Here is a 24,269-nt window from a genome sequence, read left to right as displayed (position 1 = left end):
TTATTGCAACCCGACACTTTCATGCAATTCGCTGGACGTTGCCCCGCTCCCGCACCAGCCGTTCGAACTCGCTCCCGCACAATGGCCGGCTGAAGTAGTAACCCTGGATTTCGTCGCAACCCCGGCCCAGCAGGTAATCCCACTGGGCCCGGGTTTCGACCCCTTCGGCGATGACGCGAAGGCCGAGTTCGTGGGACAGGGAGATCATCGCCGCGACCATGGCGGCGCTGTTGGCGTCGTGCCCGATGTCGCGGACGAAGGACTGGTCGATCTTCAACACGTCCACGGGAAAGCGCTTCAGGTAGGACAGGCTGGAGTAGCCGGTGCCGAAGTCGTCGATCGACAGGTGGACGCCCATGCGCTTCAGCGCCCGCATCGTCGCGACCGCGGTATCGGCATCCTCCATCATGAGGCTTTCCGTCAGTTCGATTTCCAGGCTGGCCGCCGGCAACCCCGTCTCGTGCAGGATATCGGCAATCAACTGCGGCAACCCGGCGTCCTTGAACTGGCGCGACGACAGATTGACGGCGATCCGCAGGGCGCCGAGGCCGTTGCGCTGCCAGGCCGCGGCCTGGGCGCAGGCGGCGCGCAGCACCCAAGTGCCGAGGGGCACGATCAGGCCGGTTTCCTCGGCGAGCGCGATGAAGCGGTCGGGCCCCAGCGCGCCCATCCGGGGATGGCGCCAGCGGATCAGCGCTTCCATGCCGATCACGGCGCCGCTGGCCAGGTCGACCTGCGGCTGGTAGTGCAGTTCGAACTGCCCGGCGCTCATCGCGTTGCGCATCGCATCGAGCAGCGCCATGCGCTCGAGCGCGCGCTCGTTCATGCTCGGCAGGTAGAAGCTCAACGTGTTGCGTCCGCTTTCCTTGGCGCGGTACATCGCGATCTGCGCATACTTGACCAGGCTGTCGGCGTCGCCCCCATCGGCCGGATACGATGCGATCCCGGCGCTGCAGGTGAGGAAGACGCGCTGGCCGCCCTCGCAGAACGGCTCGGCGATGGCGGCGAGCACCTTGCGCACGGCCGCCTCGGCCTGGCTTTCCACGGCCCGGTTCTCGAACAGCAGGACGAATTCGTCGTCCCCGGTGCGGGCGACGGTGTCGGTGGGCCCGACGGCGGCCAGCATGCGCTCGCCCGCCTGGCACAGCAGGCGATCCCCGGCGGCCGCGCCCAGGCTGTCGTTGACGTGCTTGAACTGGTCGAGATCGAGCACGGCCACCCAGACGGGCGCGGCATCGGCGCGCGCGAAGGCCAGGGCGCGGTCGATGCGGTCGGCCAGCGCGACCCGGTTCGGCAGGCCGGTCAGCATGTCGTGCCGCGCGCGATGCTCCAGCGCGGCTTCGTACTGCTTGGCGACCGTGACGTCGTATTCGAGGATGACGAAGAACTCGGTGGCGCCGTTCGCATCGTTGACCGGCGCCAGGTAGGCCTCTTCATGGTAGGGCGTGCCGTCCTTGCGCCGCAGGTGCAGCGACGCATGTGTCTCCCGTCCTTCGGCAATGGCGTTGCGCAGCTCGTGCAGGCCCGGCTGGTCGTCGACGTCGTGCGCCAGGTATTCCAGCGGCATGCCGAGGACCTCGTCGGCCTCGTAGCCGTGCATGCGCGTAAACGCCGGGTTGACGTGGATGATGCGCGCACCCGGCACGCGGGCATCGATCAGGGTGACGGGATTGGCGCTCGATTCGATGGCGCGCTGGTACAGGTGCAGCGCTTCGGCGGTCCGGCCGAGGTCCGCCGTGCGCTCGTCCGCCACGCCCCTGGCCGACCTCGTTCCCTGCGCCCGGCCGCACGCGTACGCGGCGGCGGCGGCCCCCGCCCCGATCGCCAGACGGCCCAGCCAGCCCAACGGCATCGCCGGGGCCGGATGAGCGGACTCCGGCCGGTGTCCACGTCTCTTCGGTTCCATACATGCCTCGCATCCGACGCACGCCGCCAGTGTACACCTTGTCCCCGCGCGCGGAACGGCGTGCCGTAGATCAGCGCACCGCCGAGTTCCCGCCGTCGACCGCGATCACCTGTCCGGTGATGTGCTTGCCGGCGTCCGACGCGAGCAGCGCGGCCACGCCCTTCAGGTCCTCGTCGTCGCCGAGGCGCTGCAACGGCACGGAACGGATCATCTGCTCTTCCCCCGCGTTCTCCAGCAGGCCTCGGCTCATCTTCGACGGGAAAAAGCCGGGCGCAACGGCGTTGACGGTAATGCCGTGGCGGCCCCACTCCCCGGCCAGCGTGCGCGTGAAATTCATCAGCGCCGCCTTCGAGGTGTTGTAGGACAGCGTCTTCATCGGCGAATCGGGGGCGTTGCCGGCAAAACCGGCGATCGAGGCGACGTTGATGATGCGGCCGCGCCCGCGCGGGATCATGGACTGCCGGCCGACCGCCTGCGACAGCAGGAAGATGCTGCGCACGTTCAGGTTCATGACCTTGTCCCAGCCGTCGAGCGGAAAATCTTCCGCCGGCGCCGCCCAGGTGGCGCCCGCGTTGTTGACGAGGATGTCGATCCGGCCCGCCTGCGCCAGCGCCTCCGTGGCCAGCGCGGCGACGCCTTCCGCCGACGCCATGTCGGCCGCGATCGCGCTGGCGACGATGCCGCGCGCGCCCAGGCGGGCGACCGCCGCGTCGAGATCGGCCTGCTTGCGCGCCGACAGGATGACGCGGGCACCCATCTCGCCCAGCGCTTCGGCGATCTGCAGGCCCAGCCCGCGCGAACCGCCCGTGACGAGGGCGATACGGCCCGTAAGGTCAAACAATTGTTGTGTAGTGCGCACTGGAAACTCCTTGGTTGATGTGTTTGGGGATGCCGGACGGCGGCGACACGCGCGCCTCCAGCCGGAACACGGCGAGCGCCCCGGTCAGATGCGCCGTCTGGCCGGACAGCGCCTCGGCCACCGCCGCCGCCTCCTCGACGAGCGCGGAATTCTGCTGCGTCATGCCGTCCATGCTGCCGATCGCGCGGCCGATCTGCGCGATGCCCGCCGCCTGGCGCGCGCCGGCCTCGCTGATTTCGTCCATGATGGTTTCGACCTTGCGGACCGACGCGACGATCTGCTGCATCGTCGCCCCCGCCTCGTCGACCAGCGCGCAGCCGGCGTCGACCTTGGCGACCGAGTCGCCGATCAGCACCTTGATTTCCTTCGCTGCCGCCGCGCTGCGCTGCGCCAGGTTGCGCACCTCGCTGGCGACGACGGCGAAACCGCGGCCCTGCTCGCCCGCGCGCGCCGCTTCCACCGCCGCGTTCAGGGCGAGGATATTCGTCTGGAACGCGATGCCGTCGATGACCGCGATGATGTCGACGATCCTGCCGGCCGACGCGTTGATGGCGCCCATCGTCGCGACCACGCTGTCGACGACCGCGCCGCCGCGCGTCGCGATGCGGCTCGCGCTGGCGGCCAGCCGGCCCGCTTCGCTCACGCTCGCCGTGTTCTGCTCGACCGTGCCGGTCAGTTCCCGCATCGAACGGCTGGTGAGGTCCAGGTCGTCCGCCTGGGCCAGCGTGCGGCCGGCCAGGTCGGCGTTGCCGCGCGCGATTTCCGCGCTGGCCGAGGCGATCGTATCGGCCGAGACCTTGATGCCCGCGACCAGGGTGGCGAGCCGCGTACGCATCTCGCCCAGCGCGGCTAGCACGCTGTCGGCGCGGGCGGCGCGGATCTCCATCGACAGGTCGCCGCGGGCCACCGCCTGCGCGATCGCACGGGCGTATTCCGGTTCGCCGCCCATCTCGCGCCAGATCGCCTTGACGACGAACCACGACACGGCCACCAGGCCGCCCACGACCAGCAATGCCGTCAGCACCATCGTCCACAGGACGTCCTGCACGCCGGCCGCGCTGCGCCCGATACCGGCCTGGAACTGGCGCCGCGCGTCCTCGCTCGTCCGCGCGAGGTCCGCCTGCAGGACGCGTTGCGCCTTCTGCATCGATTCCACCTCGGCCTGGACGTCGCCCTTCTCCATGTCGAGCATGATGCGGGCCGACGTCAGGGCCGGTCCGTAGTACGCATCGAATTCCTTCCCCAGCCGGTCGCCCGCGGCGCGCTGGCCCTCCATGCCGGCGAGCCTGACGAGCCGGGTACGTACCGTCGCCGCCTGGACCGCGATCTGGCCGAGCCGCGCCCTGTCGGCCTCGCCGACCGCATCGCGCAAGCCGTCGGCGACGGCGCCGACCTCCTGCGTCAGCGTCTTGGTGAGATCCAGCAGCGGGTAGTCGAGCCGGGCGGTCCGGTCGATCGCGTGCAGCGCATCGGTCGCGATCATGGAGCTGGCCCCGATCCCGAGGCCGAAGACGAGGATGGAAACGGCGGGCAGTGCCCAGATCTTGCGCTTGATGCTCATGGTGGCCTCGGGTCGGTGGATGGATCAGGGCGCGGCGTAGACGACCTTCACGGTGGCGTCGACGGCGCTCCTGTCGATGTAGCCGATCGCCTTCGGGTTCGCGGCGACGGCCTTGCGGACGTCGGCGCTGTTCGCGACTTCCTTCGGCATCGTCGCCCTGCCGGTGAAGACCAGCTTGGACCACAGCGCCTTGACCTGGGACGGGTCCTTGTCGGCCACCTTCTTGTAGAACTCCGCGCGGATCGGCGCGCTTTCCGGCTGGTCGATCGGCACCAGCGCACCCGACTTGCCGAGGAAGTACTGGGCGATTTCTTCCTTCGTCATCGACGCCTCCGGCGCATTCGGGTTGACGACGACGACGACCTCGGCCCGCGCCGGCAGTGCGATGCCGAGGATGGCGGCCAGGACAAACGAAAGGGACATGTTGTGCATCGCTGGCTCCTCAGAACACGAAATCGACGGCGACGGCGCCGACGGTGACCGGGCCGCGGAAACCGGGCCGGGGTTGGTTGAACAGGCCGGCGCCTTCCGGCCTGACGCGGTCGACCTGGAACTTGATGTCGGCCGAGCGGAACGCGTCCCAGCGCACGCCGACGCTGTCGGTACGCTGCGCGACGTCGCCGGTCAGCCTGCCGTGGCTGGCGAACGGCAGCACCTTGCCGAAGCGGTAGCCGCCCATGACGTACCAACCCTTGCTGGCGGCGCCGAACCCGCGCGCCACCGTGTATTCGGACTGCACCACCACGTCGTTCGCGTCCATCGCGAAGCCGGCCGCCGTGAACGACACCTTAAGCTGCGGCAGTTCGATGCCGCCCTGCTTCAGCACCATGCGGGCATCGTCGCGCCCGAGCCGCAGCGTGAACGGCCCGTGTTCCAGGACGAAGTTCACGACACGCGCATTCGTGAACGTGACCGTTTCGCCGGCCAGCTTCGCGGTCGAGCGGCCGTAGGCCACCTGCGTGGTCAGGGTGGAGCCGCCAACCTCCTGGCGCCAGTCCAGGTCCGCGCCGTCGAGGCTGTCGTTCGGCACCTGCGCATACACTTCCTGCGATGGGCGCAGCATCGTGTTGGCGTAGCCGACGTTGCGGTAGTCGGACACGAGGAAGGCGGCCAGCGGCACGCGGCCGACACGCACGGCAAGGGTGTCCGACACCTTTGCCTTCGCAAACGCCAGCGTCCCGGTCGCGCCGTAGGCATCCGTCTCGAGCTTGCGCACGATGCCCTGCCCCGTCAGCGACAGCCAGTCGTTGACCCTGGCGTCGACCTGCAGGCCGACGTTGGAATCGACGCCGGTGCGCGGCTTCGTGCCGGCGCCGCCCGCCTGGTAGGGTCGGGCGAAACGCGCGTCGTTCGTGTTCGTCCACGTCAGGGCGCCGGTGCCGAAGCCGCTGACCTTGACCGCCGGCGGCTCGCCTTCCTGTGCGCGGGCGGTCGATACGGCCAGCGGGAGGGCGAGCAATGCTGCGAGAGTTTTCGTTTTCATGTTCATGATGGTTATTGCTTCATTGGTGATGCAGTGTTACGAAGAAGGAAATTTCGCACGGTCGCGCCGTACCAGCGTCCACCGTGCTCGCCCGGGATGCCGCGCTGGTTCAGCGCATGCGCGATGCAGCCGAACGACTCGCCGGCCCGGCGGCGCTCGTCGATGTCGTGTGCGAGCTGCCGGCGCAGCTCCTCCGGCCACGGTTCGTGGGGGTCGTACGCCTTGCGCGGTGCCGATGTGCGGGATGTGCGGCGCAACGCGTCCGTCAGTTCGACCATCTGCTGCAGGAGAAAGGTCTGCTGGTCCATCATGCATGTCCCGCCGGCAGGATCCACTCCAGGAAGCCCGCCACGCTGTCGGCCGCCATCCGCTGCACCGCTTCCCGGTCGGGAGACGAGCCGGTGCCGCCGAGGATCGCACCGATGTGGCGGCCCAGCACGCAGCCGACGAACGCGTCGCAAAGGACACCGCCGCGCGCCCTCGAGCCGTGCGCGGGCGCCGGCAATGACTCGACCAGCCGTTCGAGCAACCGCCGGTCGCGGGCCGTGACCGATGCGGCCAGTTGTGCCAGCTCCGGACTCCATTCCGCGACCGCATCCGCATGCAGGCGTGCGCGCCGCGCCGACAGCGCGCGCCGCAGCATGAGGCCCGCCAGCGCTTCGAGCCGCGCGCGGGCGTCCGCGTCGGACGTCTCGATCGCGTCGATCTGGCGCTGCCAGTCGTTCAGGTCGCGCGCCACGATCGCCTGCAGCAATCCACGCTTGCCGCCGAACTTCACGTAGATCGTCTTGGTGGCGACGCGTACCGTCGTCGCGATGGTTGCGATGCTGACTTCGTGGAAGCTGTGGCGGACGAACAGCTGTTCCGCCACGTCGAGCAGGTCGCGCTCGCGTGCCTGCAGCACGGCGGCGGGATGGCGCCCCCCGCCGCGGCGCCGGGTTTCTGGTGGCTCGTACATGGTTCGACTCCCGGAGCGGATGCCCGCCCTACATGCGTTCGAAGATCGTGGCGATGCCCTGGCCGCCGCCGATGCACATCGTCACCAGCGCGTAGCGGCCCTGGATGCGCTGCAGTTCGTGCAGCGCCTTCACGGTGATCAGCGCGCCGGTGGCGCCGATCGGATGGCCGAGCGAGATGCCCGAGCCGTTCGGATTGACCCTGGCCGGATCGAGGCCGAGGTCGCGCGTCACGGCACAGGCCTGCGCGGCGAACGCCTCGTTCGCCTCGATCACGTCCAGGTCCTGCACGGTGAGCCCGGCCTTCTCCAGCGCCAGCCTCGACGCCGGCACCGGACCGATCCCCATGTACTTCGGATCCACGCCCGCATGCGCATACGACACCAGGCGCGCGAGCGGCTTCAGGCCGCGCGCCTGCGCCGTGCGCGCATCCATCAGGACGACGGCGGCGGCAGCGTCGTTGATGCCCGACGCATTGCCGGCGGTGACGGTGCCGTTCTCCTTCTGGAACACGGGCTTGAGCTTCGCCATGTCGTCCAGCGTCGCATCGAGGCGGACATGCTCGTCGGTGGCGTACGCGACCTCGCCCTTGCGCGTCCTGAGCGTCACCGGCACGATCTGGCCCTTGAAGTAGCCGGCCTCGGTGGCGCGCTGCGCGCGGTTGTGGCTCTCGACGGCCAGCCGGTCCTGGTCCTCGCGCGTGATGCCCCATTTCGCCGCGATGTTCTCGGCCGTGACGCCCATGTGGATCTTGTGGAACGGGTCGTGCAGCGCGCCGATCATCATGTCCACCAGCTTCGTGTCGCCCATGCGCGAGCCCCACCGGGTATCGAGGCTCGCGAACGGTGCGCGGCTCATGTTCTCGGCGCCGGCGCCGATGGCGATGTCGCAGTCGCCCAGCAGGACGCTCTGCGCCGCCGAGACGATGGCCTGCAGGCCCGAGCCGCACAGGCGGTTGACGTTGTACGCGGGCGTGCCCTCGGCGCAGCCCCCTTCGAGCGCCGCCACGCGCGACAGATACATGTCCTTCGGCTCCGTGTTGACGACATGCCCGAACACGACGTGGCCGACATCCTGTCCGTCCACCCGCGCGCGCGCCAGCGACTCGCGCACCACCAGCGCGCCCAGCGCCGTGGGCGGAACGTCCTTCAGGCTGCCGCCGAACGTACCGATCGGCGTGCGCACCGCGCTCACTACAACGACTTCGCGAACCATATGTGTCTCCTTCCTTGCTGTTTGTTTTAGTTGCGGCTTGATGTAGGTCATCCTACCGAAGTTAGGACAACAATACAAACACCGGGATAAAAAAACAACGGTGCATGACCGTTGTCGGAATGTCGAATGAAATACCGCCCGTGGATCAGCGGTGGGTGACGAGGTGGACTTCGTCCTCGCGGCCGAGGTGGGCCCAGCCGTTGTAGGTGATGAGATGGTGCGCGCGCCTCCCGACGCGGATGCGCGTCACGCTCGTGTTGACGAGCGGCCAGCACAACGTGAACGTGCGTTCGGGCGGCAGGCCGAGCAGCGCGGCCACGATCACGCTGATCGGCCCGCCGGACGTGAAGATCCAGGTCTCGCCGCCCTGGTGCGCCGCGAGCGTGAGCCAGGCGTCGCGCACGGCCGCGCGGAACGCCGGCCACGCCGTACCGTATTCGTGGTCGTGGCGGCCCGACGTCCAGCGGGCGACGGCTTCCTCGAACAAGACCTGGAACGCGCGCCGCGGATCCGGGCTGCGCGCCAGCTCGGCGCGCACCGCCGCGGGCGACGCGAGGTCGGGACGCAGGCGCGCGATGAGCTCATCCCCGTCGAGTTCGTCGAGGCCCGGCAGCACGGCCACTGGGATATCGTCCAGGCCGGCAGCACGCAGGCAGCCCTGGGCCGTCTGCGCATGGCGGCGCAGGCGGCCCGTCGCGACCAGCGCGGGCCGGTGCCCGCCGCGGGCCATCCATGCGCCCAGCAGCACGGCCTGCGCCTCACCCAGCGGCGACAGGCAATCGTAGTCGTCGGCCCCCATGCTCGCCTGGGCATGACGGATCAGGTACACGTCCGTCATCGGGCGCCCCCGCCCGGCGCGATCAGGCGGCGGCAGCGCTCGCCCAGGCAGCGTACGAAGCCGTCGAAGCCGGCGAACTGCTCGTTCGTCGTCTGCCCGAGCGCATAGCGGCGGTAGATCTGCTGCAGGATGACCATCAGCCGGAACAGGCCGAACACCTCGTAGAACGCGAAGTCGCTCACGTCCATGCCGGTGCGCGCGCCGTAATAGGCTATCGCCTCGCGCCGCGTCAGCATGCCCGCCTCGTGCGTCGGCTGGCGGCGCAATGCCTTGAAGGCGGGATCGTCGTCCGCCTCGACCCAGTACGCGAGCGCGCCGCCCAGGTCCATCAGCGGATCGCCGATGGTCGCCATTTCCCAGTCCAGCACCCCGACGATACGCAGCGGGTCGGCCGGATCGAGCACGACGTTGTCGAAGCGGTAATCGTTGTGGATGACGCACAGGCGCGAGTCGTTCGCCGGTTGGCGCGCGCGCAGCCACTCGACCACGTCGGCGTACGGGTCGACGCCGGCGGTCGCCGCGCGGTCCCAGCGCCCCGTCCAGCCGGCGAGCTGGCGCGCGACATAGCCCGCTCCCTTGCCGAAGGCGGCGATGCGCGGCTCCGACGTGTCGATCGCGTGCAGGTCGACCAGGCGGTCGAGGAAGGTGGTGCACAGGCGGCGCACGCCGTCCGCGTCCAGTCCCAGGCCCGGGGGCATGTCGCTACGCAGGATCACGCCTTCCAGCCGCTCCATGACGTAGAACGGCGTGCCGATGACGTCAGCGTCCTCGCAGCGCGCAAGGATGGCGGGGACGTACGGATAATGCGGCCGCAGCGCCGCCATCACGGCCGCTTCGCGCAGCATGTCGTGCGCGCCCGCCCCGGTCGCGCCTGGCGGCGGCCGGCGCAGCACCATGGCGCGCCCGCCGTAGGCGATCAGGTACGTCAGGTTGGAGGCGCCCCCGTGGAACTGCCGGATCGACGGCGTCCCCTCGAGGCCGGGGATGACGCTTTTCAGATAGGCATCGAGACGCCCGGCGTCGAGCCGGTCCTCGTCGCGCAGCTCGCGCGCCTCGTCGATCATCGTATTGGTCGTCGTCATGTGCGCGCCTCCCGGTTGGCCGCCTGCTCGCGCAGTTCGAGCTTGGCGATCAGGGCCCGGTGCACGGCATCCGGCCCGTCCGCGAGGCGCAGCGTGCGCGCATAGCCATACAGCGCGGCGAGCGGCGTGTCGTCCGACAGGCCCGCGGCGCCGTGGATCTGGATCGCGGCGTCCACTGCGTCCTGGAGCACGTTCGGCACGACGACCTTGATCTGCGAGATCAGGCTCATGGCCGCCTTCACGCCTTGGGTGTCGATGGTCCAGGCGGCCTTGAACGTCAGCAGGCGCGCCTGCTCGATGGCGATGCGCAGGTCGGCGATGATGTCGCCGTTGCCGCCCAGGTGGACGAGGGGCTGGCCGAACGCGATGCGTTCCTGGCCGCGCGCGCACAGCAGCGCGAGGGTCCGCTCGGCCGCGCCCAGCGCGCGCATGCAGTGATGGATACGGCCCGGTCCCAGCCGGCCCTGGGCGATCTCGAACCCGCGGCCGGTGCCGAGGATCACGTTGGCGAGCGGCAGGCGGACGTTGTCGAAGCGGATTTCGCCATGACCGGACGGCTCGTCGTAGGTGCCGAACACGGGCAGCATGCGCTCGACGGTGATGCCGGGCGTGTCGAGCGGACAGATGACCATGGTGTGGCGCCGGTGTTTCTCGGCCGCCGGGTCGGACAGGCCCATGAAAATCACGAAGCGCACGTTCGGGTGGCCGATGCCGGTGGTCCACCACTTGCGCCCGTTCAGCACGATCTCGTCGCCGTCGATCGTCGCCGTCGCCCGCATGTTGGTGGCGTCCGACGAGGCCACGCCGGGTTCCGTCATGCAGAACGCGGAACGGATCTCGCCGGCGAGCAGCGGCGCCAGCCAGCGCGCCTGCTGTTCGGGCGACCCGTAGCGGACCAGCACTTCCATGTTGCCGGTGTCGGGGGCGTTGCAGTTGAAGACCTCGGGTGCCATGAACGAGTGGCCCATGCGCTCCGCCAGCGCGGCGTATTCGACGTTGGACAGGCCGGCGCCGCCATGGTCGCGCTCGGGCAGGAACAGGTTCCACAGGCCGGCTTCGCGCGCCCGCGCCTTGAGCGATTCCATGATCGCGGGCTGGCGCCACTTGCGCCAGTCGGCGCCGCCCACGAGTTGCGCGGCGTATTCGGCTTCCGCCGGTTCGACCTCTTCGCGCATGAAGCGGTCGAGGCGCTGCAGCCAGTCGTGGCTGCGTTGAGAGAATGTGAAATCCATGGCATCGGCCCAGGTGGTTGTGATACCGGAAAGCCTACGCTATGCTGTCCTATCCGAAAAATGAATATTCGTAATGGCGGCACATGAACCAGATTGATGTGCCGCCACGCCACCATGACCGACGACAGCCGCATCGACCTGAACCTGTTCCGCGTCCTCGACGCCATTTACGTGCAGGGCGGCGTCACGGCCGCGGCGCGCGCGCTGCACCTGACGCAGCCCGCCGTCACCCACGCGCTGAACCGCCTGCGCGAACACTTCGGCGATCCGCTGTTCGTCCGCCAGGGCAACCGCGTCCTGCCGACCGAGCGCACGCTGGCGGTGATCGAGGACGTGCAGCGCCACCTGCGCGGCCTGCAGGGCGCGCTGCGCGCCGACGCGGACGTGCGGCCCGGGACGCTCGACATGGAGATGACGATCGGCGCGCGCGACCTCCTCGAATCGCTCGCGCTGCCGGCGCTGGCCGAGGCGTTCGCGGCCGAGGCGCCGGGCCTGCGGCTCGTGAACCGGCGCGTGCCGCTCGACGCGATCGAACGGGGCCTGGCCGGCGGCCAGCTGGACCTCGTATTCGAGCGCAGGCTGCGCGTGGGCCCGCGCGTGACGAGCCAGTACCTGTTCGACGAAATGCTGGTCGTCGTGATGCGGCGCGACCATCCGCTCGCGCAGGGGGAACTCGGGCGCGCGGACTACTTCGCCGCCCGCCATGTGAGCGTGTCACCGCTCGGCGAACCGGGCACGCTCGACGTCCTGCTCGCCAACCAGGGCCGTTACCGCAAGATCCAGCTGGTCGCCCAGCATCATTTCTCGGCGTGCGAGATCGTCGCCGCGGGCGATCTGCTGCTCACGCTGCCGCGGTTCTACGCGCTGAAGATGGCGAACCTGCTGCCGGTCACGGTCCGGCCCCTGCCGCTGCGCGTCAAGCCGTACCCGACGTTCGCGTACTGGCACGAGGCGCGCGAAGCGGACCGCGTGCACCAGTGGTTCCGCCAGCGGGCGATCGGCATCGTCAAGGGGCTGGCCGCGCGGGCGGGGCCGCCGCACGACTGATCCTGCCGGAACATGGGCGCGATCTAGGCGCGCACCGTATTGCGCCCGGCCTCCTTGGCCGCGTACAGCGCCGCGTCCGCGGCTTCGACAAGCGCGCGGGCATCGTCGCCCGGGGCGGGAACGACCGTGGCGACACCGGCGCTGACCGTGACGGTGGCGTGATCGCTGGCGGCATGCGCGACGCCGATCGCCTCGACGCCGCGGCAGATCGCTTCGGCGATCGCCAGGGCGCCCTCGCGCGGCGTGTTCGGCAGCAGGATGGCGAATTCCTCGCCCCCGAACCGCGCGGCAAGATCGGCGGGCCGGTTGACGGTGGCCGCCAGGACGCCCGCCACCATGCGCAGGCAGTCGTCGCCCGCGGCATGGCCGTACGTGTCGTTGTAGCGCTTGAAGAAATCCACGTCCATCATGATCAGCGACAGGTTGGTCCGTTCGCGCGCCGCGCGCCCGACTTCGGCGGCCATGCGGTCGTCGAGGTGGCGGCGGTTGTGCAGGCCGGTCAGGCCGTCCGTGTGCGCGAGCCGCTCCAGCGCGGCGTTTTTCAGTTCGAGGGCTTCCTGGGTACTGTGCAAGGTGCGTTCAAGGCGCTCGCGTATCCGCATCTGGGCGACCAGCCAGAAACTGACCAGATAGACGGCCAGCATCTCCCCCGCCAGCGCGGCGCTTTCCTGCCAGGTGATCCGGCGCCAGTCGGCCAGCACCTCGTCGCGGCCGAGCGCCGCGTCGACCGCCAGCGGGTACCTGGACGAGCGGCGGCCGTCGTGCAGGCGTTCGACCTCCCTGGCCTTGGTCGCCAGCCCGATCGGCACCGGACGCACGTCGACCTGCACGGCAGGCACGCGCGCCACCGGCGTGCCGTCGGCCAGCGACAACGCCACGGTGCCGTGCCGTCCCAGCGCCAGGCGCCGATAATCGTTCTGGAAATATTGCACCGCGATCGACGCCAGCGCGACGCCGGCGAAGCGCCCATCGCTGTCGTCGATGCGGCGCGATACGGTCAGGGCCTGTCCGCCGGGCGCCAGGCCGACATGCACGCCGCGGTCCGCGTGCGCGCCGTGGTGGACGAGCGCCGCCCGGCGGCCAGCATCCGCGCCGGGCCGGTCCGCATGCCCGGCCGTGGCCAACACATGGCCCGCGCGATCGACGATGGCGAGACTGTCGAACGGCGTGTCCCGCTCCCCGATGCGCGCCGCGAGCATGCGCTGCAATCCCGGGTCCGCCACGGCTGGTGCGCCATTCGCCACGATCCGGTCGGCCACGCCGTCGAGCATCCATGCGGTCCTGTCCAGGGCCGCGTCGGCATGGCTCAGCGCCGTGTCGGCCAGGTGCCGGACGGCGATCCCGCCCTGCGCGATGTCGTTCTCGTACGCGAGCGTGCGGGTCCATACCGCGAAACCGATGCAGAATACGAAATCGGCAAGCAGCAGCCAGCACACGATGCGCGCCATGGAACGCGCGCGCTGCCCGCTCGCCGCGGTCGCCCGCGTCGGGAGAACGGCACCGTCGCCGGCCGCGTGCGGGCGCCGCCATGCGGAAGGAAATGGAAACAAGCGGGACACTCGACGATTCGCTGGGGGACTGGGCCGGATCCGGCCACGATAGCCCTATCATAGTAGTTTCCGATCGGCAATGCTAACTCCGGACGCATCACTGTTGTGTGCCAGCCTCGTCAAAACAAACGTTCGACGCAGCCTCGAACAAGCTGGTCCGGGCGCGCCGCCGGCACGGCGCGTTCCAGCGCGCAGTACGCGTAATACAATTCCACCGCCATGAACGACCACACCGGCCCCGCCAGGGTATAAAACTGCAGGTGTTCCTCGTCGCCGGGCAGCGTGACATAGTCGTAGCCCCCGGCGACCGCCAGCGTCGACACCAGGACGATGGTGACGCCGAAGGCGTGCGCGAACGCCTGCACACCCAGCAGTTTCCAGGCAAACCACGCCAGGTAGAGGGAAAACAGGCCCCACATGACGAGATAGAACACGGACCTGACCGGCGCGGCGGCATCGGCCGCCATCAGGGCCGCGGTGCCTGCGGCGCTGCCGGCCAGCAGGTAGACATCGAAGCACGGCAGCGGTTCGTAGCGATGCGTCGCCACCATCAATCCCAAGGTCATGACGACGGGGCCGCCGCATCCCCTGGTGAACGCGTCGCAGAAGTACGCGATGCGGTACGCGGCGTCCACGTCGCCGAGCGCGAACACGACGATGCTCGCGCCCGCGCACGCGACGACCAGCCACTGGACGCCGAGCAGGAGGTTGCCCTTCGCGAGAAATTTCATGCCGTAGACACACGTCAGCGCCGCCAGGACGGACATCGACAGAAGGAACAGGTAATGCTCGGTCTCCATGATCAATCCAGTTGAATGCCGGTCTCCCGACCGGCGGGCACGGCTTGCCGCGTCCATTAGTACATTTTAACAAAGTTAGGTCGGATATATAAATATATGACGGGCCGGTCGCCGGTTCGATGCGCGGCAGCGACAATGCATCGTCCCGCAGGCCGTCTCAGGATCGCGCCGGGCGGCCGTCGAGCAGGTAAGCGACGGCCGCGAGAAAAGGCGCGTCGAGGTCGTGCACGCAACCTTGCCGCTTGCGCCCGACGCCGTTGCGCACGCAGACGCCGTCGGCCAGCGCGATCGCGAGGATGGCGGCCGACCTGCTGCCGTCGAGCCCGAGCGCCGGATTGGCGGCGCGCACGAGCACGGCGATTTCGTGCACGAGCGTCTCGTACCACGCATCCAGCAGCCGCGCGGATCCGGGATCGACGGCGACCAGCGCCAGGAAATGGCACCACAACGCGGAACGCTCCGCATCCTGCGCATCGCACAGCGCCCGCGCCGCCAGCGCGGCCAGCGTCTCGCGCGGTGCCGCCCCCTCTTCCACCGCGCGCCGCAAGTCGCACAGGTAAGCCCCGATCACCGGCTCGAATACGGCCCGCAGCACGGCCGGCCGCGACGGAAAGTAATACTGCAGATTGCTGATGCTGATGCCGGCACGCCCGGCGATCTCGCGCAGCGTGAATCCGAGGCCACCGTCTTCGAGCAGGAGCTGGCGCGCCGCCACGACGATGGCGCCGCGGGTACGCATGCCCTGGGCCCGCAGCCCGCCGCGAACCGGCCCGGCAAGGTTCGACTTGCGCACACGCGGCTTCCCGCCGCCCGGCTTGTCCGTGGCTGTCATCGCTCGATCTCCCATGCGTCGTCGGTCGTGATGTTTTCACAAGAGACTAACATAGGACAAATAAACAAAGATGTCGCGATTCGCATTTCACAGCGCCAAACCATGTTTCACATCGCAAAACGAGACCTGCGCGGCGGCCCGGCCCGGCATTCCGTTTCGCAAAATCTGATCCCGTATTGCGGAAGCACGGCGATAAACCCTTGAAAATACGCAGTAAGTTTTGAGTTTTATGTCTTATATAAGATAGAAATCATTCGCGACCTGTGTCATATCATGGACCGAGGCAATACCTCATTTCCACAGCTATGACAGGAGACTTCATGAAGATAGGGATACCGGCCGAGACACGTCCGGGCGAGACACGGGTAGCGGCGACACCCGAGACCATCAAAAAGCTGGCGGCGGCGCACCAGGTGGTCGTGCAGTCCGGGGCGGGCATGGCGGCGTCGATCGACGACGCCGCGTTCGTCCAGGCCGGCGCCGTCATCGGCAGCGCGGCCGATGCGCTGGGCGCCGACATCGTCCTCAAGGTCCGCGCACCGGACGCAGCGGAACGCGCGCTGATGAAGCGCGACGCCGTGCTGATCGGGATGCTCGACCCATTCGACGGCGCGAACGTGGCCGCCATGGCCGACGTCGGCCTGTGGGCGTTCGCGCTCGAAGCCGTGCCGCGCATCACGCGCGCCCAGTCGATGGACGTGCTGTCCTCGCAGGCGAACATTGCCGGCTACAAGGCGGTGGTCATGGCCGCCAACGTGTATGGGCGCTTCATGCCGATGCTGATGACGGCCGCCGGTACCGTGAAAGCGGCGCGGGTGCTGATCATGGGCGTGGGCGTCGCCGGCCTGCAGGCCATCGCCACGGCCAAGCGACTGGGCGCCGTCATCGAGGCGTCCGACGTGCGTCCGCCCGTGAAGGAGCAGGTGGAATCGCTGGGCGCCAAGTTCATCGACGTCCCGTTCCTCACGGACGAGGAACGCGAGATCGCCAAGGGCGTGGGCGGCTACGCGCGCCCGATGCCCGCCGACTGGATGCGGCGCCAGGCGGAGCTCGTGCACGAACGCGCGAAACTCGCGGACATCGTCATCACCACGGCGCTGATCCCTGGCCGCAGGGCGCCGGTGCTGATCGGCGAGGACACCGTCAAGGCCATGAAACCCGGTTCGGTGATCGTCGACCTGGCGGTGGCGCAGGGCGGCAACTGCCCGCTGTCCGAAATCGGCAAGACCGTCGTGCGGCACGGCGTGCACATCATCGGCCAGCCGGACCTGGCAACACTCGTGGCGGCCGACGCCTCGGCGCTGTACGCCCGCAACGTGCTCGATTTCCTCAAGCTGATCGTCGCCAAGGACGGCAGCCTCGCCATCGACCGCGAGGACGAGATTATCCGCGCCACGCTCGTGTGCGCGGGTGCGGAAGTCCTGCGCAAGAGCGCCTGATATCACCAACAACGGAGTTCCCATGGAAATCAGCCATACCATCATCAACCTCATCATCTTCGTGCTGGCGGTCTACGTCGGCTATCACGTCGTCTGGACCGTCACGCCGGCGCTGCACACGCCGCTGATGGCCGTCACCAACGCCGTCTCCGCCATCATCATCGTCGGCGCCATGCTGGCCGCCGCGCTGACCACGGGCATCGTCGCCCAGGCCGCGGGCACGGTCGCCGTGGTGCTGGCCGCCGTCAACGTGTTCGGCGGCTTCCTCGTGACCCAGCGCATGCTGGAGATGTTCAAGAAGAAGGACCCGAAGGCCAAAGCGGGAGGCCGCGCATGAACGCCATCTCGATGAACCTCGTCACCCTGCTCTACCTGGTGGCGTCCGTCTGCTTCATCCAGGCGCTCAAGGGCCTGTCGTCGCCGGCCAGCGCGCGCATGGGCAACGCGTTCGGCATCGCCGGCATGGCGATCGCCGTGTTCACGACGGTCGCGCTGATCCTCAAGCTGCAGGCCGCGGCGTCCGCGGGCGGCGCCGGCTTCGGCCCGATCCTGCTGGGCACCGCAGTCGGGGGCGGCATCGGCGCCGTCGTGGCGCGCCGGGTCGAAATGACCAAGATGCCGGAACTGGTGGCGGCCATGCACTCGCTGATCGGCCTGGCCGCGGTGTGCATCGCGATCGCCGCCGTGTCCGAACCGTGGGCGTTCCGCATCACCGACGCGGGCCAGCCCCTCCCCTTCGGCAACCGCATCGAACTCTTCATCGGCACGTTCGTCGGCGCGGTGACGTTTTCCGGTTCCGTGATCGCCTTCGGCAAACTGTCGGGCAAATACAAGTTCCGCCTGTTCCAGGGGGCGCCCGTGCGTTTCGCCGGCCAGCACATGGTCAATCTCGCGATCGCCGTCGCCATCGTCGCGCTGGGCCTCGCGTTCTGCTTCGCCGACGGCGTCGCGCCCGCGTGGACGCCGTTCCTCGTCATGACCGCGCTGGCGTTCCTGCTCGGCGTGCTGATCATCATTCCGATCGGCGGGGCCGACATGCCGGTCGTGGTGTCGATGCTGAACTCGTACTCCGGCTGGGCTGCGGCGGGCATCGGCTTCTCGCTCAACAACGCGATGCTGATCATCGCCGGCTCGCTGGTCGGTTCGTCCGGCGCGATCCTGTCCTACATCATGTGCAAGGCAATGAACCGCTCATTCTTCAACGTGATCCTGGGCGGCTTCGGCGCCGAGGCGGGCAGCGTGGCGGCCGGCGAACAGGCGCAGCGGCCGGTGAAATCCGGCTCCGCCGACGACGCGACCTTCATCATGAGCAACGCGGAATCGGTGGTCATCGTGCCCGGCTACGGCCTGGCCGTGGCGCGCGCCCAGCACGCGCTCAAGGAACTGGTGGAAAAGCTGACGCACAAGGGCGTGACCGTCCGCTACGCCATCCACCCGGTGGCGGGCCGCATGCCGGGCCACATGAACGTGCTGCTGGCCGAGGCCGAGGTGCCATACGACCAGGTGTTCGAAATGGAGGACATCAACGGCGAGTTCGGCCAGACCGACGTCGTGCTCGTGCTGGGCGCCAACGACGTCGTCAATCCGGCGGCCAAGGATCCGAAGTCGCCGATCTCGGGCATGCCGATTCTGGAAGCGTATAAGGCCAAGAGCATCATCGTCAACAAGCGCTCGATGGCGTCCGGGTATGCGGGGCTGGACAACGACCTGTTCTACCAGCCGAACACGATGATGGTGTTCGGGGATGCCAAGAAGGTCATCGAGGACATGGTGAAGGCGGTCGACTGAGCGCCAATCCTCCGCTGCCATGACGCTGCCCGCGTTCGCGCGCGGGCAGCGTTTTTTTTCGGCCGTGACGGATCGCGGGGATCGGGCGCATCCGGACATCGCAAAAAAAAAGGCTGTGTACGCGGTAGTTATGTGAACTGAAATTCGTTGTAGCGGTCTGACGCATCGTCGAGTTAACTCAAGAGGAGTGACGATGCGCAGCCTGACGTTCGACGAATTGTTCGCCATGTTAGCGGCGGCACAGTTGTCTACGGGCGACCTGGCCCGGCTACGGGAATGGATCGCTGGCATCGCGCATCCGGGCGAGTGCATCGCCTTGATCGAGCAGGCGGCGGCGGGGCGGCCGTGCCCGCACTGCGGCTGCGTCCGCAAGCACCGCTGCGGACAGGCGAGCGGACTGCAACGCTTCCGTTGCCTCAAATGCGGGCGCAGCCATAATGCATTGACCGGTACGCCACTGGCACGGCTGCGCAAGAAGGAGCTCTGGTTGCCCTACCTGCAATGCGTGCTCGAATCGCGCACGGTCCGCGACGCCGCGCAAGTCGTCGGCGTGCATCGCACGACCAGCTTTCGATGGCGCCACCGGTTCGTGCCCGGCGCCATGCGCGACCGGCCGGCGACATTGTCGGCCATCGTCGAAGCCGACGAGACATATCGCCTCGAATCGCAGAAGGGTGCGCGCAACCTGACACGGCCACCCCGAAAACGTGGCGGCGTCGCCAAGCGGCGCGGTATCAATCGGGAGCACGACTGTCTACTCATCGCGCGTGACCGCAGCGGCCGGACGCTCGATTTTCACACGGGGCGCGGCCAGGTGACGGTGGGGCAATTGCATGAGTGCCTCACGCCTGTGCTGCCAGACGACGTTCTACTGATCAGCGACGGCGCCATCGTCTATCGACATTACGCGCAGCAGGCTGGCATCACGCATGAAGCGGTGAACGTGCAAGCCGGCGTTCGCGCACGTGGCGCAATCCATGTGCAGAACGTAAACAGCTGGCACAGCCGTTTCAAGAGCTGGCTGGTGCGGTTCCGCGGCGTGGCGAGCCGCTACCTGATCCATTACTCAGGTTGGCAGCGCGTGCTCGACGATGGTCGCCTCACGAAGCCGGCTCATCTGCTGTGCGCTGCGGCCCAGCTCGGCTAGGCGGACGGGTTACCGACTTACCGCGAACACAGCCAAAAAAAAGCCCGGCGGTTGTTACACCGCCGGGCCAAAACCATCCATTGCGTGGATGGATGGAGAGACAACAGACTTTACGGGCGCGGGTCCTGGCCAGGCACCGTCCGCGCACACTGCCGCGCCAGCGGCACCACGTGCAGGAGCCCGAACAGCAACGTCAGGACGAGGCTGACGAGAACCGGCCCCCGGTAGCGCCGCACGTAACGAAACGCGACGCAGGCCTCGACCGCATGCGCGGCCAGCACCGCCAGCGCGCCGGTGCGGACCGCCGCCGCAGCCGCTCCCGTCCACGCGCCGCCCGCAGCCGCCAGCGCGCCCATGTACAGCAGCAGGCACGCGCCTTTCATCCAGGCCATCACGTGCGACCCGCCGCTCAGCCGAGCGCTTTCAGGTCGGCGTCGATCTTGTCGAGCGCCTCGTTCGTGATGAGGCCATTCGAAAAGCCGGCCACCATCTTCAGGGCGAAACCGCGCCCCATGGCGACCTGGGGATGGGCCGAGATGCCCGGCAGGTGTTTTTCGAGAATGCTCTTGCTGGCTTCGTTGTCGAGCAGCGTGCCGAGGTTCGAGTTGATGGAAAGAGACGACATGTGTGCTCCTTGAAGTCGGGCCGGATTGGACAGCCGGCCGGTTGTTATGCGCTACGGCGGCCGGGGCCGCGGCGAAAAGGGATACGGTGCCGGTTTCGCTCATGCCGAAGTTCTGGGTTCCATGACGATTCCAACTATCTTCCGTAGAGTTATTAGAACATATGGCCGATATTAGGACAATGAACCAATTAGAGGAAAAATTCGGAGATTGCGTGACGGGGTGTTCGGTTTATCGCATCTTGAACACGAGACACGTGGTGGTCGCATACGCATACAGCCGTCCCTGTGCATCCCGCGCGCTTCCTGCGCCGGCATCACCGCTCAGACCAACGTCTTTAGTTCAGCATCGATCTTTTCGAGGACTGCGTCCGTGACGAAGCGGTCCGACAACCCGGCCACCATCGTCAAGGCGAAACGACGACCCATGCCGACCCGGGGATGGGTCAGGATGCCGGGCAGGTATTTTTCGAGAATGCGCTTGCTCGCGTCGTTGTCGAGCAATGCGCCAAGGCTTGAGTGAATGGAAAGACGAGGCATGGTTGCCCTGGAAGTCGGCTGGCATCGAAACGCCAGCCGGTTGGTATCACTCACGCCGTCTCGGCACGTTCCAGCGCGCCGTAGGCGTAATACATTTCGACGATATTGAAGGCCCAGGTGGTCAACGCCAGCGTGAAGAAGATCGCCATGTCGTTGTCGCCCGGGATCCTGTAGAAATCGTAGATGCAGGCGATGGCCTCCCCCGCCACCAGCCCGACGATCACGATCAGGGCATGACGCTGCTCGCCGGCGCGCAGCAGGCGGTACGCGAAGTACATCATGTACAGCGAGAACACGGTCCACATGAGCACGTAGAAATACGGCAGCGGCCCGGCGACGGCGTCCGAGTACACCAGGACCGCGGTGCCGGCGGCGCTGCCGGCGAAGATCAGCACGTCCACGAGCTTCGACGGCCGGTAGCGGTGGGTGACCGCCATCAGGCCCAGCGTGCCGATGACGGGGATGCCGAAACCGCGCGAGAACGCATCGCAGAAATGCGAAATCGCGTAGGGTATCTGGGCGCCGCTCAGCAGGAAGATGAGCAGGTTCGAGGTCGAGAGCGTGACCACCAGCCACTCGACGCCGAGCAGGTAGTTGCGCTTCCTGAGAAACTTCACGCCGTAGACCAGCGAGGTCGCCAGCAGCAGGACGGTAGCGAGGCAGAGGATGAGGTTCTTGAGTTCCATGACGATTCCGACGTTCTTGATGGGTTATGGGGCCGGGCGGCGCGCTTTGCGGTTGACGTATTCGTCGACCACGTTCAGCAGGCCCAGCGTCGTTTTGACGGCGCACCATTGCAGGGGCTCCGGCAACGTGGATGGGGTCTTGTGCTCCAGCGCGGGCCGGAACGGATTCTCGGTGCCGTCCAGCCGGTCGGCGAGCAACTGCCCCATCATCGACTGTGTCGCGACGCCGTGCCCGGAACACCCGGCCGCATACAGGATGTTGCGGTATTCCCCGGCTTCCCCGACGACCGGCAGCGCGTCGTAGGCGACGCTGATATAGCCGCTCCAGCACGAGCGGACGCGCAGCCCCGCCAGCATCGGGAAACGGTCGCGCAGCGCCGTTTCGAGCGCGTGATAGGCGTCGATGTCGGGCACGTTCGGCGTCCGCCCGCCATACACGTAGTCGATCTGCTTCGTCGTGATCACCAGCGTGTTGCGCGCGGTGAGCCGGTGGCTTTCCATGACCCAGTGCGGCGTCATGATGCCCTCCCGTCCCGGCCAGCCCAGCGCGGCCAGCTGAGCCGCCGACAGCGGTTCGGTCTCGATGGCCGACACTCGCAGCGGCATCACCTTGTTGCCGAGCAGGCCGAGTTGCGGCGTGTAGGCGTTGGTGGCCAGCACGAGGAACGGCGCGCTCGCGCTGCCCCGGGCCGTCTCGACGCGGACGGTCGCGCCTTCGCTGAAGGACAGCACCTCGGTGTTCTCGTAGATCCGCACGCCCGCGGCAAGGGCGGCGCGGCGCAGTCCCATGACGTATTTGCCGGGATCCAGCGTGCCGCCGCGCTCCGTGTAACAGCCGAACAGGAAGGCAGGCGGGATACCGCGCGCGCGCAGGTCGGCGCTGTCCAGGAAGCGCGAGACCGATCCCAGTTCGAGGCCGGTCCGCATGTCCTTGCGCAGCTTCTTTTCCTGCGACAGATGGACGCCGGCGCGGATGATGCCCGATGCGATGTAGTCGCAGGCTATGCCGTAGGCCGCGAGCTTGCCCTCCACGTAGTCGACGCCCGCGTCGTAGAAGGCGACGATCTGCTTCGCCTGCTCGTGGCCGACACGCTTGAGGAACATGTCGTATTCGACCGCCAGGCTGCCGCCCAGGTAGCCCGCGTTGCGCCCGCTCGCGCCGAACCCGGCGAAATCGCGTTCGAGCACGACCACCGAGGCGCCGCGTGCGGCCAGCTCCAGCGCCGTGTTCAGGCCCGCGAAACCGGCGCCGACGACGACCACGTCCGCGCTCACATGGTCCTGGAGCGCGGGTTGCGGGTGTTCCGGGCGCTCGACCCAGCCGCCGATGGCGCGGAACCCCATAGCGCCGGCCGTCTCCGGCCCGGCCGCGGCCACGCGAACGTGCGCGGCGTCCGATTTGTTGGCCATGACGTCCTCCTAGTCCTTGCTCAGGATATGGATGGCGACGGCCGCCTCTTCGACGCCCTGCAGGCCGCCGCCGTTTTCCTGGATCGCATGGCGCGCGCCCTGCACCTGGCGCGCACCGGCCTCGCCGCGCAGCTGGGTGGCCAGCTCGTACAACTGCCCGATGCCGGTGGCGCCGATCGGGTGCCCCTTGGATTCCAGTCCGCCGGACGTGTTGATGGGAATGCGGCCGCCCAGCGTGAAATCGCCGCGCTCGGCGGCCGGACCGCCCTCGCCGAACGGCACGAGGCCCAGGTTCTCCGCCTGGACGATTTCACCCATCGCCGACGCGTCGTGCACCTCGGCCACGTGGATGTCCGCGGGGCCCAGCCCGGCTTGCGCATAAGCCTGCAGCGACGCCAGGCGGCTGATGTTGCGTTCGCGGTCGCCCGCCTCGTGCCGCGTGAAGCTGCGCATCACGCTGGCCGCGACGCGCACGGCGCGCTTGCAGTCGGCACCGATGCGGCGCAGGCCTTCCTCGGTGCAGAGGATCGCGGCGGCCGCGCCGTCCGTGAGCGGCGCGCACATCGGCAGCGTGATCGGATAGGTGATCGGCGGCGCCGCGAGCACCTCGTCGACCGTGAACGGCTTGCGGAACTGGGAAAACGGGTTGTGCACGGAGTGCTGGTGGTTCTTGGCCGAGACGGCCGCGATCTGGCGCTGGGTCGTGCCGTATGTCTTCATGTGCTGGCGGCACATCGCGGCGTAGATCTGCATGAACCGGCTGTAGGGCTTGTCGGACTCCGATCCCGGCGGCGGTACGATACCTTCGCCCATCCTCACCAGCGTCGCGAAGTTTTCGTCGACGCGCGACACGTCCCAACCCGCTTCGAACAGGGCGAACGCCTTCATCTTGTCGGGCACGTTCATCTTTTCCGCGCCGAGCGCCAGCGCGACGTCGCACGCGCCCGCCCTGAGGTGCTGGATCGCGAGGTGGACGGCCGTGCTGCCGGACGCGCACGCGTTCTCGACGTTGAACATCGGGATGCCTTCGATGCCGATCTTGCTGAACACGACCTGGCCCGGAATCGCATACTGTCCCTGCAGCTGCCCGTTGGTGATGCCCGAATAGAAAGCCGCGCCGATGTCTTCCGCGTGGCACCCGGCGTCCGTCAGGGCGCCACGCAACGCCTCGGCTGCCAGGTCGTCGAGGCTGCGTTCCACGTGCCGGCCGAACACCGTCATGGCGATACCGGCGATATAAATGTTGCTCATAATGTTTTGGAGTGATGGGCCGGCC

Annotated in this window: 25 protein-coding genes; 5 read left to right on the top strand and 20 right to left on the bottom strand. The window is 68.1% G+C overall.

What is annotated here, in order from left to right; all coding sequences use genetic code 11:
* Positions 1 to 19 precede the first annotated feature (19 nt).
* The 11 genes from P0M04_RS22225 to P0M04_RS22175 form a co-directional block, all read right to left on the bottom strand.
* Positions 20 to 1,906, bottom strand: a complete 1,887-nt coding sequence (locus tag P0M04_RS22225; RefSeq protein WP_259449603.1) for a putative bifunctional diguanylate cyclase/phosphodiesterase — start codon at positions 1,904 to 1,906, stop codon at positions 20 to 22.
* A 70-nt stretch (positions 1,907 to 1,976) separates the two neighbouring features.
* Positions 1,977 to 2,765: an SDR family oxidoreductase gene (locus tag P0M04_RS22220; protein WP_259449604.1), complete on the bottom strand. Its 789-nt coding sequence runs from the start codon at positions 2,763 to 2,765 to the stop codon at positions 1,977 to 1,979.
* The gene (locus P0M04_RS22215) at positions 2,740 to 4,326 is read right to left on the bottom strand and encodes a methyl-accepting chemotaxis protein (RefSeq protein WP_281042067.1); all 1,587 of its coding nucleotides are present in this window, start codon (positions 4,324 to 4,326) and stop codon (positions 2,740 to 2,742) included. Before P0M04_RS22215 ends, P0M04_RS22220 begins: the two co-directional genes overlap by 26 nt.
* A 24-nt stretch (positions 4,327 to 4,350) precedes the next feature.
* Entirely contained in the window at positions 4,351 to 4,758 is a 408-nt protein-coding gene (locus P0M04_RS22210; protein ID WP_371877315.1) for a type 2 periplasmic-binding domain-containing protein, read from the bottom strand.
* 10 nt (positions 4,759 to 4,768) lie between these two features.
* Positions 4,769 to 5,809, bottom strand: a complete 1,041-nt coding sequence (locus P0M04_RS22205) for a hypothetical protein (protein WP_259449606.1) — start codon at positions 5,807 to 5,809, stop codon at positions 4,769 to 4,771.
* An 11-nt stretch (positions 5,810 to 5,820) separates the two neighbouring features.
* On the bottom strand, positions 5,821 to 6,120 hold the full coding sequence (locus P0M04_RS22200) for a recombinase family protein (protein WP_259449607.1): 300 nt from the start codon (positions 6,118 to 6,120) through the stop codon (positions 5,821 to 5,823).
* Positions 6,117 to 6,767: a TetR/AcrR family transcriptional regulator gene (locus P0M04_RS22195; protein WP_259449608.1), complete on the bottom strand. Its 651-nt coding sequence runs from the start codon at positions 6,765 to 6,767 to the stop codon at positions 6,117 to 6,119. Before P0M04_RS22195 ends, P0M04_RS22200 begins: the two co-directional genes overlap by 4 nt.
* Before the next feature lie 28 nt (positions 6,768 to 6,795).
* Positions 6,796 to 7,980: a beta-ketothiolase BktB gene (gene bktB, locus P0M04_RS22190; RefSeq protein ID WP_259449609.1), complete on the bottom strand. Its 1,185-nt coding sequence runs from the start codon at positions 7,978 to 7,980 to the stop codon at positions 6,796 to 6,798.
* A gap of 145 nt (positions 7,981 to 8,125) precedes the next feature.
* Positions 8,126 to 8,818: a histidine phosphatase family protein gene (locus P0M04_RS22185; RefSeq protein WP_259449610.1), complete on the bottom strand. Its 693-nt coding sequence runs from the start codon at positions 8,816 to 8,818 to the stop codon at positions 8,126 to 8,128.
* Entirely contained in the window at positions 8,815 to 9,900 is a 1,086-nt protein-coding gene (locus tag P0M04_RS22180) for a phosphotransferase family protein (protein ID WP_259449611.1), read from the bottom strand. The genes P0M04_RS22185 and P0M04_RS22180 overlap by 4 nt, the downstream gene beginning before the upstream one ends.
* Positions 9,897 to 11,132, bottom strand: a complete 1,236-nt coding sequence (locus P0M04_RS22175) for an acyl-CoA dehydrogenase family protein (protein WP_259449612.1) — start codon at positions 11,130 to 11,132, stop codon at positions 9,897 to 9,899. Before P0M04_RS22175 ends, P0M04_RS22180 begins: the two co-directional genes overlap by 4 nt.
* Positions 11,133 to 11,246: 114 nt before the next feature.
* Between P0M04_RS22175 and P0M04_RS22170 the strand changes: the two genes are divergently transcribed.
* Positions 11,247 to 12,179 carry a LysR family transcriptional regulator gene (locus tag P0M04_RS22170; RefSeq protein ID WP_259449613.1) on the top strand — a complete coding sequence of 311 codons (933 nt, stop codon included), beginning with the start codon at positions 11,247 to 11,249 and terminating at the stop codon, positions 12,177 to 12,179.
* Positions 12,180 to 12,202: 23 nt separating this feature from the next.
* On the opposite strand, the gene P0M04_RS22165 is transcribed toward P0M04_RS22170, so the two are convergent.
* The 3 genes from P0M04_RS22165 to P0M04_RS22155 form a co-directional block, all read right to left on the bottom strand.
* Complete coding sequence (locus P0M04_RS22165) at positions 12,203 to 13,729, bottom strand: GGDEF domain-containing protein (protein WP_259449614.1); 1,527 nt, start codon at positions 13,727 to 13,729, stop codon at positions 12,203 to 12,205.
* 119 nt (positions 13,730 to 13,848) lie between these two features.
* A complete protein-coding gene (locus tag P0M04_RS22160) occupies positions 13,849 to 14,529 on the bottom strand; it encodes a hypothetical protein (RefSeq protein ID WP_259449615.1) in 681 nt (226 codons plus the stop codon).
* Positions 14,530 to 14,686: 157 nt separating this feature from the next.
* A complete protein-coding gene (locus P0M04_RS22155) occupies positions 14,687 to 15,361 on the bottom strand; it encodes a TetR/AcrR family transcriptional regulator (RefSeq protein WP_259449616.1) in 675 nt (224 codons plus the stop codon).
* Positions 15,362 to 15,681: 320 nt separating this feature from the next.
* On the opposite strand from P0M04_RS22155, the gene P0M04_RS22150 reads away from it, so the two are divergent.
* The 4 genes from P0M04_RS22150 (at position 15,682) to P0M04_RS22135 (ending at position 19,735) form a co-directional block, all read left to right on the top strand.
* Positions 15,682 to 16,800, top strand: a complete 1,119-nt coding sequence (locus tag P0M04_RS22150) for a Re/Si-specific NAD(P)(+) transhydrogenase subunit alpha (RefSeq protein WP_259449617.1) — start codon at positions 15,682 to 15,684, stop codon at positions 16,798 to 16,800.
* A gap of 22 nt (positions 16,801 to 16,822) precedes the next feature.
* Entirely contained in the window at positions 16,823 to 17,137 is a 315-nt protein-coding gene (locus tag P0M04_RS22145; RefSeq protein ID WP_259449618.1) for an NAD(P) transhydrogenase subunit alpha part 2, read from the top strand.
* On the top strand, positions 17,134 to 18,588 hold the full coding sequence (locus P0M04_RS22140; RefSeq protein ID WP_259449619.1) for an NAD(P)(+) transhydrogenase (Re/Si-specific) subunit beta: 1,455 nt from the start codon (positions 17,134 to 17,136) through the stop codon (positions 18,586 to 18,588). The genes P0M04_RS22145 and P0M04_RS22140 overlap by 4 nt, the downstream gene beginning before the upstream one ends.
* 193 nt (positions 18,589 to 18,781) lie before the next feature.
* Positions 18,782 to 19,735 (top strand): IS1595 family transposase, encoded by a 954-nt coding sequence (locus P0M04_RS22135; protein WP_259449620.1) that lies wholly within the window; start codon positions 18,782 to 18,784, stop codon positions 19,733 to 19,735.
* A 110-nt stretch (positions 19,736 to 19,845) separates the two neighbouring features.
* On the opposite strand, the gene P0M04_RS22130 is transcribed toward P0M04_RS22135, so the two are convergent.
* From P0M04_RS22130 to P0M04_RS22105, 6 genes are all read right to left on the bottom strand, one after another.
* On the bottom strand, positions 19,846 to 20,130 hold the full coding sequence (locus P0M04_RS22130; RefSeq protein WP_259449621.1) for a hypothetical protein: 285 nt from the start codon (positions 20,128 to 20,130) through the stop codon (positions 19,846 to 19,848).
* Positions 20,131 to 20,144: 14 nt separating this feature from the next.
* On the bottom strand, positions 20,145 to 20,360 hold the full coding sequence (locus tag P0M04_RS22125) for a hypothetical protein (RefSeq protein ID WP_259449622.1): 216 nt from the start codon (positions 20,358 to 20,360) through the stop codon (positions 20,145 to 20,147).
* A 321-nt stretch (positions 20,361 to 20,681) separates the two neighbouring features.
* On the bottom strand, positions 20,682 to 20,951 hold the full coding sequence (locus P0M04_RS22120; protein ID WP_259449623.1) for a hypothetical protein: 270 nt from the start codon (positions 20,949 to 20,951) through the stop codon (positions 20,682 to 20,684).
* Positions 20,948 to 21,583: a hypothetical protein gene (locus P0M04_RS22115; protein WP_259449624.1), complete on the bottom strand. Its 636-nt coding sequence runs from the start codon at positions 21,581 to 21,583 to the stop codon at positions 20,948 to 20,950. Before P0M04_RS22115 ends, P0M04_RS22120 begins: the two co-directional genes overlap by 4 nt.
* A 24-nt stretch (positions 21,584 to 21,607) precedes the next feature.
* Positions 21,608 to 22,927, bottom strand: coding sequence for an NAD(P)/FAD-dependent oxidoreductase (locus P0M04_RS22110; RefSeq protein WP_259449660.1), 1,320 nt, complete (start codon positions 22,925 to 22,927; stop codon positions 21,608 to 21,610).
* A gap of 75 nt (positions 22,928 to 23,002) precedes the next feature.
* Positions 23,003 to 24,244: a thiolase family protein gene (locus P0M04_RS22105; RefSeq protein WP_259449625.1), complete on the bottom strand. Its 1,242-nt coding sequence runs from the start codon at positions 24,242 to 24,244 to the stop codon at positions 23,003 to 23,005.
* Positions 24,245 to 24,269: the final 25 nt, after the last annotated feature.

The organism is Telluria mixta (genome assembly GCF_029223865.1).
GTDB classification, from domain to species: domain Bacteria; phylum Pseudomonadota; class Gammaproteobacteria; order Burkholderiales; family Burkholderiaceae_D; genus Telluria; species Telluria mixta.
This window is presented reverse-complemented; position numbering and strand designations above follow the sequence as displayed.

Coding starts and splice junctions, on each gene's coding strand:
- P0M04_RS22225 (WP_259449603.1), bottom strand. CDS start 1,906: ATGGAACCGAAGAGACGTGGACACCGGCCGGAGTCCGCTCATCCGGCC.
- P0M04_RS22215 (WP_281042067.1), bottom strand. CDS start 4,326: ATGAGCATCAAGCGCAAGATCTGGGCACTGCCCGCCGTTTCCATCCTC.
- P0M04_RS22210 (WP_371877315.1), bottom strand. CDS start 4,758: ATGCACAACATGTCCCTTTCGTTTGTCCTGGCCGCCATCCTCGGCATC.
- P0M04_RS22205 (WP_259449606.1), bottom strand. CDS start 5,809: ATGAAAACGAAAACTCTCGCAGCATTGCTCGCCCTCCCGCTGGCCGTA.
- P0M04_RS22200 (WP_259449607.1), bottom strand. CDS start 6,120: ATGATGGACCAGCAGACCTTTCTCCTGCAGCAGATGGTCGAACTGACG.
- P0M04_RS22195 (WP_259449608.1), bottom strand. CDS start 6,767: ATGTACGAGCCACCAGAAACCCGGCGCCGCGGCGGGGGGCGCCATCCC.
- bktB (WP_259449609.1), bottom strand. CDS start 7,980: ATGGTTCGCGAAGTCGTTGTAGTGAGCGCGGTGCGCACGCCGATCGGT.
- P0M04_RS22185 (WP_259449610.1), bottom strand. CDS start 8,818: ATGACGGACGTGTACCTGATCCGTCATGCCCAGGCGAGCATGGGGGCC.
- P0M04_RS22180 (WP_259449611.1), bottom strand. CDS start 9,900: ATGACGACGACCAATACGATGATCGACGAGGCGCGCGAGCTGCGCGAC.
- P0M04_RS22175 (WP_259449612.1), bottom strand. CDS start 11,132: ATGGATTTCACATTCTCTCAACGCAGCCACGACTGGCTGCAGCGCCTC.
- P0M04_RS22170 (WP_259449613.1), top strand. CDS start 11,247: ATGACCGACGACAGCCGCATCGACCTGAACCTGTTCCGCGTCCTCGAC.
- P0M04_RS22160 (WP_259449615.1), bottom strand. CDS start 14,529: ATGGAGACCGAGCATTACCTGTTCCTTCTGTCGATGTCCGTCCTGGCG.
- P0M04_RS22155 (WP_259449616.1), bottom strand. CDS start 15,361: ATGACAGCCACGGACAAGCCGGGCGGCGGGAAGCCGCGTGTGCGCAAG.
- P0M04_RS22150 (WP_259449617.1), top strand. CDS start 15,682: ATGAAGATAGGGATACCGGCCGAGACACGTCCGGGCGAGACACGGGTA.
- P0M04_RS22145 (WP_259449618.1), top strand. CDS start 16,823: ATGGAAATCAGCCATACCATCATCAACCTCATCATCTTCGTGCTGGCG.
- P0M04_RS22140 (WP_259449619.1), top strand. CDS start 17,134: ATGAACGCCATCTCGATGAACCTCGTCACCCTGCTCTACCTGGTGGCG.
- P0M04_RS22135 (WP_259449620.1), top strand. CDS start 18,782: ATGCGCAGCCTGACGTTCGACGAATTGTTCGCCATGTTAGCGGCGGCA.
- P0M04_RS22125 (WP_259449622.1), bottom strand. CDS start 20,360: ATGTCGTCTCTTTCCATCAACTCGAACCTCGGCACGCTGCTCGACAAC.
- P0M04_RS22115 (WP_259449624.1), bottom strand. CDS start 21,583: ATGGAACTCAAGAACCTCATCCTCTGCCTCGCTACCGTCCTGCTGCTG.
- P0M04_RS22110 (WP_259449660.1), bottom strand. CDS start 22,927: ATGGGGTTCCGCGCCATCGGCGGCTGGGTCGAGCGCCCGGAACACCCG.
- P0M04_RS22105 (WP_259449625.1), bottom strand. CDS start 24,244: ATGAGCAACATTTATATCGCCGGTATCGCCATGACGGTGTTCGGCCGG.